Below are 5,585 nucleotides of genomic sequence, written 5' to 3'. Positions count from 1 at the left end.
TTTTTACGCCTGAAGATCATATTTCAAACAGTAAGCTACAGGAACTGCAAAATTGGCTTTCTGGGACAAAAGCAAGATTTATTACCTTATCCCCACAGGAACATGATTATTTAACAGGAGTTATCAGTCATTTTCCGCATATTATTGCAGCCTCTCTCGTTCATCAAGCTGAGAAAACAAGTGCAAAGCAAAAGCTAGTACCAAGTTTGGCAGCTGGAGGCTTTCGAGATGTGACAAGAATCGCATCTAGCAGTCCTGAAATGTGGAGAGACATTTTACTGCATAATAAAGAAGTTATGTTACATCTTCTTGATGATTGGCAAAAAGAAATGCAGAAAGTTACTAACATGCTTGCCGAAGAAAATGAACATGAAATTTATCATTATTTTCATCGTGCTAAGCAATTTCGTGATGAATTGCCACAAAAAGAAAAAGGAGCTATCCCATCTTTTTACGATCTGTTTGTTGATATCCCTGACTATCCAGGTGTAATTTCTGAGATTACAGGATATTTAGCAAAAGAGGATATCAGCATTACTAATATTCGAATCCTGGAAACTCGAGTGGATATTAATGGAATCCTAATTATTAGTTTCCAAACAGAAGAAGATCGTGCGCGTGCAGAGGTTTGTATTCATAATTACACTAATTTTGAAACCTCTGTAGGAATTTAAGTTTGGGAGAAAAAAGCATATATAAGGGGTGTTTTTTTTGAAGCCAATTAAATTAAAGACCAGTATTCCTTCTTTAAGGGGATCAATCAATATTCCAGGTGATAAATCAATCTCCCACCGATCCATCATGTTTGGGGCTATTGCTGAAGGGGAAACGACCGTTACAAACTTTTTGCTCGGGGAGGATTGTTTAAGTACAATCGCTTGCTTTAAAAAATTAGGTATATCCATCCAGCAACTAGAGGATAAAGTGATCATTGAAGGAAACGGCATTGATGGGATAAAGGAACCTTCAGATATATTAGATGTCGGAAATTCGGGAACAACTATTCGATTATTGTTAGGCATTCTTGCTGGACGGTCTTTTCATTCTGTATTAGTTGGAGACGAATCGATTGGGAAAAGACCGATGACTAGGGTGACAAAGCCATTACAAACGATGGGAGCAGTCATACAGGGCAGGAAGAATGGTGAATATACACCCATTTCCATTTCAGGCGGCTCGTTAAAACCAATGGAATATTCATTACCTGTTGCAAGTGCCCAAGTTAAGTCTTCTCTGTTGTTTGCGGGATTACAGGCAAATGGGACTACAACTATCATAGAGCCAGTGAAAACTAGGGATCATACTGAAAGAATGATAAATAAGTTTGGCGGCTCGATTGAAGTGGATGAACGTACAATTCGCATTAAGGGTGATCAGAAGCTTACAGGAACTGATATACATGTTCCAGGCGACATTTCATCTGCGGCTTTCTTCCTCGTTGCAGGGGCTATCGTGCCTAATAGCTGTATAACATTAAAAAATGTTGGCTTAAATTCGACAAGAACGGGAATTATTGATGTTTTGAAAGCAATGGGCGCTGATATGACCATTGTTCCTTATGAAGACGATACATTTGAACCGTGTGGAGATATTACGATTAAAACATCGACTCTAAAGGGAATCACGATTGAAGGCGACCTAATTCCAAGACTGATTGATGAAATCCCTATTATCGCTCTACTAGCTTCACAAGCTGAGGGTGAAACTGTTATTAAAGATGCTGAGGAATTAAAGGTGAAAGAGACAAATCGGATAGATACGGTAGTAAATGAGCTAACGAAACTTGGAGCAGATATTGAAGCAACAGAGGATGGAATGATTATTAAAGGAAATTCTCAATTGAACGGTGGAATCGTTTCAAGTTACGGTGATCATAGAATTGGAATGATGCTTGCCATCGCCGCAGCTATATGTAAGGAAGAGGTATTCCTCAAAAATGAAGAGTCAATTTATATCTCTTATCCTTCATTTTTTACACATTTAGAAAGTCTTAGTAAGTAAATATTATTCAGGGGCTGCGTATCAGCCTCTTTTTGTTTTGTTACAAATATTAAATTGAGAATAACTTCTAAATAAATAATCATAAATATTAATATTTTTCATAGCTTGTCTTAAGACCGTATAAAGGGTGGTTTTATGACATATATCATTGAAAACGCCAATATTCTTAAGGACCAGAAATTAACGAAAGCCTCACTTTTAATTGATAACGGATCCATAGTATCAATTAAACCAGACTTTAAAAGGTATAAGTATATAAAAATGAATGCTGAACCATTTATAATGGCCCCCACTTCAATCCTGTTTAAAAAAGATTTTCCGTTAGAAAAATCTTTTCAGGAAATGAAAAAATTTTATATGGAAGAATTTATTCTAAAAGGATGCACGACCTTCATAACAGTGGCAGCTGTGAAGCATGAGTATGAATTATCAGCTGCAATTAAACGTTTAAAAATACATCTGCTAAATAGCCCAATTGATTTTATTATAGGTGTTCGGATACCAATCCGGCTATTAACCCAATCTTTTTTAAGAAAGTGTAAGCAGGAAAAAGTTCCCGCTATCTTTGTTGAGATTAATCAAGTGTACGAGCTGTTCAATTTGCCTTGGGGATGGCTTCGGGAGGCTATGTTTCCTTATAACAGCCCCCTAATACCAATATTTATGAATGCTAATAAACAGGACGCAAATGAATGGAAAAGGCTCATGAAAGAAGAAAAAATCCCGTTTGTACAGGAAGAATTACAAGAAGATAAGCCCATCCCAAATGACGCTTTATGTAAGATGGGGATTTATCCATTCAAGGCAAGCATTTATCAAGGGTGCGAATTGTCTTATAATTACTATTTGCAAAGCAGAGAAATACGAAAAATTGAAGAATCTCAATTGTTTCATTATCATAGAGATAAGTTAGTCATTACAGTTCAAAATGGATTTGTTATCCGTTCTGGCCATGATGTTGTTTATAGGCCTGGATATGGCAAGCATGTTAAAATAAAAACACCATCATTTTTTAAGATTGACGTATAGACGTGAAAGGAACTTACTATGGAGAAAATAAATGAAATTATTAAATTGCTTGAAAACGGTCAACATGAAGAAGCGTTGACCCATTATAAGAGAATTTTATTAAATGGATCTCATGAAGAAAGATATGTTCTAGGTGAGGAATTACTTCACTACGGATTTCTGGAGGAAGCAAAAAAAATATTCGAAAGACTGCTTGAATCTTATCCGGAAGAGGGAGAATTGCTTGTCCTTTTAGCAGAAACTCATATTGATCTTGGAGAAGAGGATGAAGCAATACTCGTTTTAGAGAAAGTACAAGAGGAAGATCCAAGTTTCCCGCAATCGCTATTGCTGCTTGCTGATCTTTATCAAATGGAAGGTTTATATGAGGTGAGTGAACAAAAGCTGTTAAAAGCAAAGTCCATTTTGCCTAAAGAGGTAATTGTTGATTTTGCACTTGGCGAACTTTACGGAGAACAAGGCAGATTTCTCGAAGCTGCAAAAATCTATAGACAAGTTCTTAATACAGATGAAATCATTGCAGGTGTGAATGTTAATCAGAGGCTAGCAGAGGTTCTTAGCGTGGGAGGAGCATTCGAGGAGTCTTTGCCTTACTACGAAAAAGCTATGGAGGATAAACTTGAAATTAATACACTGTTTAGCTATGCATTTACTGCACTGCAAGCAGGATATAATAGAACGGCCATCGAAAAGTTTAATGAATTAAAGGAGCTTGATCCCGAATATCATTCCTTATATATCAATCTTTCCAAGGCTTACGAGCGTGAAGAGGAATTAGAAGACAGCTTTAATGCGATTAAGATGGGAATTCAATATGATGAATATAATAAAGAGCTTTATTTATATGGCGGTAAACTTGCGCTAAAGTTAGGCAAGGAACAGGAAGCAGAAAATTTATTAAGAGAGGCGCTTGCACTTGACCCAGAATATATTGAAGCAGGGGCCAGCTTAACAAAGCTTTTTCTTAGGCAGGAAAGAAATAAAGATGTTTTGGAAATTACGGAATTGTTAAGTGATTTTGAGGAAGAGGAGCCGCAGCTTATTTGGGATTCAGCCTTAGCCCATCACCAGCTTGAAGAATATTCATTGGCATTAAACAAATACAATCGTGCATATACTTTCTTTAAGGAAGAGCCGGATTTTCTAATAGATTACGGAAATTTTTTAATTGAGGAAGGAAAAAGCACTGAAGCTGCCGAAGTTTTTAGTAAATTAGTAAAACTTGAGCCAGGCATCATTGAATATCAGGAAATACTACAAAGACTCTTGGATCAATGAAAAAAGTGAAATGGGCTTATTAATTTTGTAATAGCAGAGGAGGGAATCGAATATGTCAGCCCCTGTATCTGTCAACGAGAAAAAAGATTTTATTCGCTGGTTTCTAAACCATTATCAATTAAAGAGACGGGAATGTGTATGGATTCTTAACTACTTAATGAGCCATGATCAGTTAATGGAAAAAGTTCATTTTGTTGAGCATGCACAGTATTGTCCGAAAGGATTAATAATGTCAACTCATTGTGTTGACGAAGTCCCGTTTCGTTTCTACAAGGAAAATGTCATGACGACTGATGCAGAGAAATCTTTTCATGACATACGGCTTAATCGTGATGAGGATATCTTTATCCAGCTAAATTTCCACGCTTCCAATAAAGCCCATCAATATGCAGCTGTTTTGGAGGAAAACCCATTTTTACCGAATAAAATGGAAATTAGTGAGAAGGATAAAATGGTTGCTGAAAAGTTTCTTTGCGACAGCATAAAGAAATTTCAAAGAGAGACCCTTCTAAGGGAAATTGATGAGGCTTTGGACAGTCAAGACGAGTCCGCTTTCATCCAATTAACTGAAAAACTAAATAAATTAAAGTCTTAATCCTTGCTTGCTATTATTAGCAGGCTTTTATTTTTTTGTCGCAATTTCATAATAGTGTTAAGATAAATAGGATAAATTAGAAATATGGAGTGAGTTGGATGAAGTGGATTTCTCAGGATATTGATAAGTTTCTTCAGTCAAAAGAGTATGTGGATACAGCAGTATTGCCATTGCTTCCTGTTTCCCTCGGCAATGATATGAAACAATCAGCTTCGATGAGTGAGTTTATTTCCTTACTAAGTGTTCAGCTAGAAAGACAGTTTAGGGGAAGGGTTATGATGTTGACGGGATTTTCTTATCTTAAATCAGCAACAATGGACAAGCTTGGCGAGGATGTAAAGGTTTGGGAGAATGAATTATTTGCAAATGGTTTTAAGCATGTTTTTCACGTCACCTCTGACAGCAGCTGGAAAGGAATTGAAGATCGGCTAAATGGAAGTTTAATTTGGCTTCCATCCATTCCACTTGAACATATGGATGAGCGAAATCGAAATTCTATACTCGAGGATCAAGTTAAACAGCTATTAACTCTGTTTATGCAAAAATGGCAAAATGCTAAATGATGAAGGTTGTTATTAAGGGTTATTACTCCCTTTAGTCGAAAAAATGAAGACGAAGCTCGTTAAGAAGGGTTCAAAACTCCCTTCCAGTCGGAAAAATGCATACGAAGGTCGTTAAGAAG

6 protein-coding genes are annotated in these 5,585 nt (G+C 36.5%); all 6 read left to right on the top strand.

Going from position 1 to position 5,585, the window contains the following annotated elements:
* The coding region (locus V7149_RS19965) for a prephenate dehydrogenase (RefSeq protein ID WP_335347344.1) at window positions 1-674 on the top strand (674 nt) is incomplete at its 5' end.
* A gap of 37 nt (window positions 675-711) precedes the next feature.
* On the top strand, window positions 712-2,001 hold the full coding sequence (gene aroA, locus V7149_RS19960) for a 3-phosphoshikimate 1-carboxyvinyltransferase (protein ID WP_335347343.1): 1,290 nt from the start codon (window positions 712-714) through the stop codon (window positions 1,999-2,001).
* A gap of 135 nt (window positions 2,002-2,136) precedes the next feature.
* Window positions 2,137-3,030 (top strand): hypothetical protein, encoded by an 894-nt coding sequence (locus V7149_RS19955; RefSeq protein ID WP_335347342.1) that lies wholly within the window; start codon window positions 2,137-2,139, stop codon window positions 3,028-3,030.
* A gap of 18 nt (window positions 3,031-3,048) precedes the next feature.
* Window positions 3,049-4,308, top strand: coding sequence for a tetratricopeptide repeat protein (locus V7149_RS19950; protein ID WP_335347341.1), 1,260 nt, complete (start codon window positions 3,049-3,051; stop codon window positions 4,306-4,308).
* A 52-nt stretch (window positions 4,309-4,360) separates the two neighbouring features.
* Window positions 4,361-4,903, top strand: coding sequence for a ReoY family proteolytic degradation factor (locus tag V7149_RS19945; protein WP_335347340.1), 543 nt, complete (start codon window positions 4,361-4,363; stop codon window positions 4,901-4,903).
* A gap of 98 nt (window positions 4,904-5,001) precedes the next feature.
* On the top strand, window positions 5,002-5,466 hold the full coding sequence (locus tag V7149_RS19940) for a YpiF family protein (protein ID WP_335347339.1): 465 nt from the start codon (window positions 5,002-5,004) through the stop codon (window positions 5,464-5,466).
* Window positions 5,467-5,585 lie beyond the last annotated feature (119 nt).

The sequence above is a fragment of the Bacillus sp. JJ1503 genome, assembly GCF_036965125.1.
Lineage (GTDB): Bacteria > Bacillota > Bacilli > Bacillales > Cytobacillaceae > Cytobacillus.
This window is presented reverse-complemented; position numbering and strand designations above follow the sequence as displayed.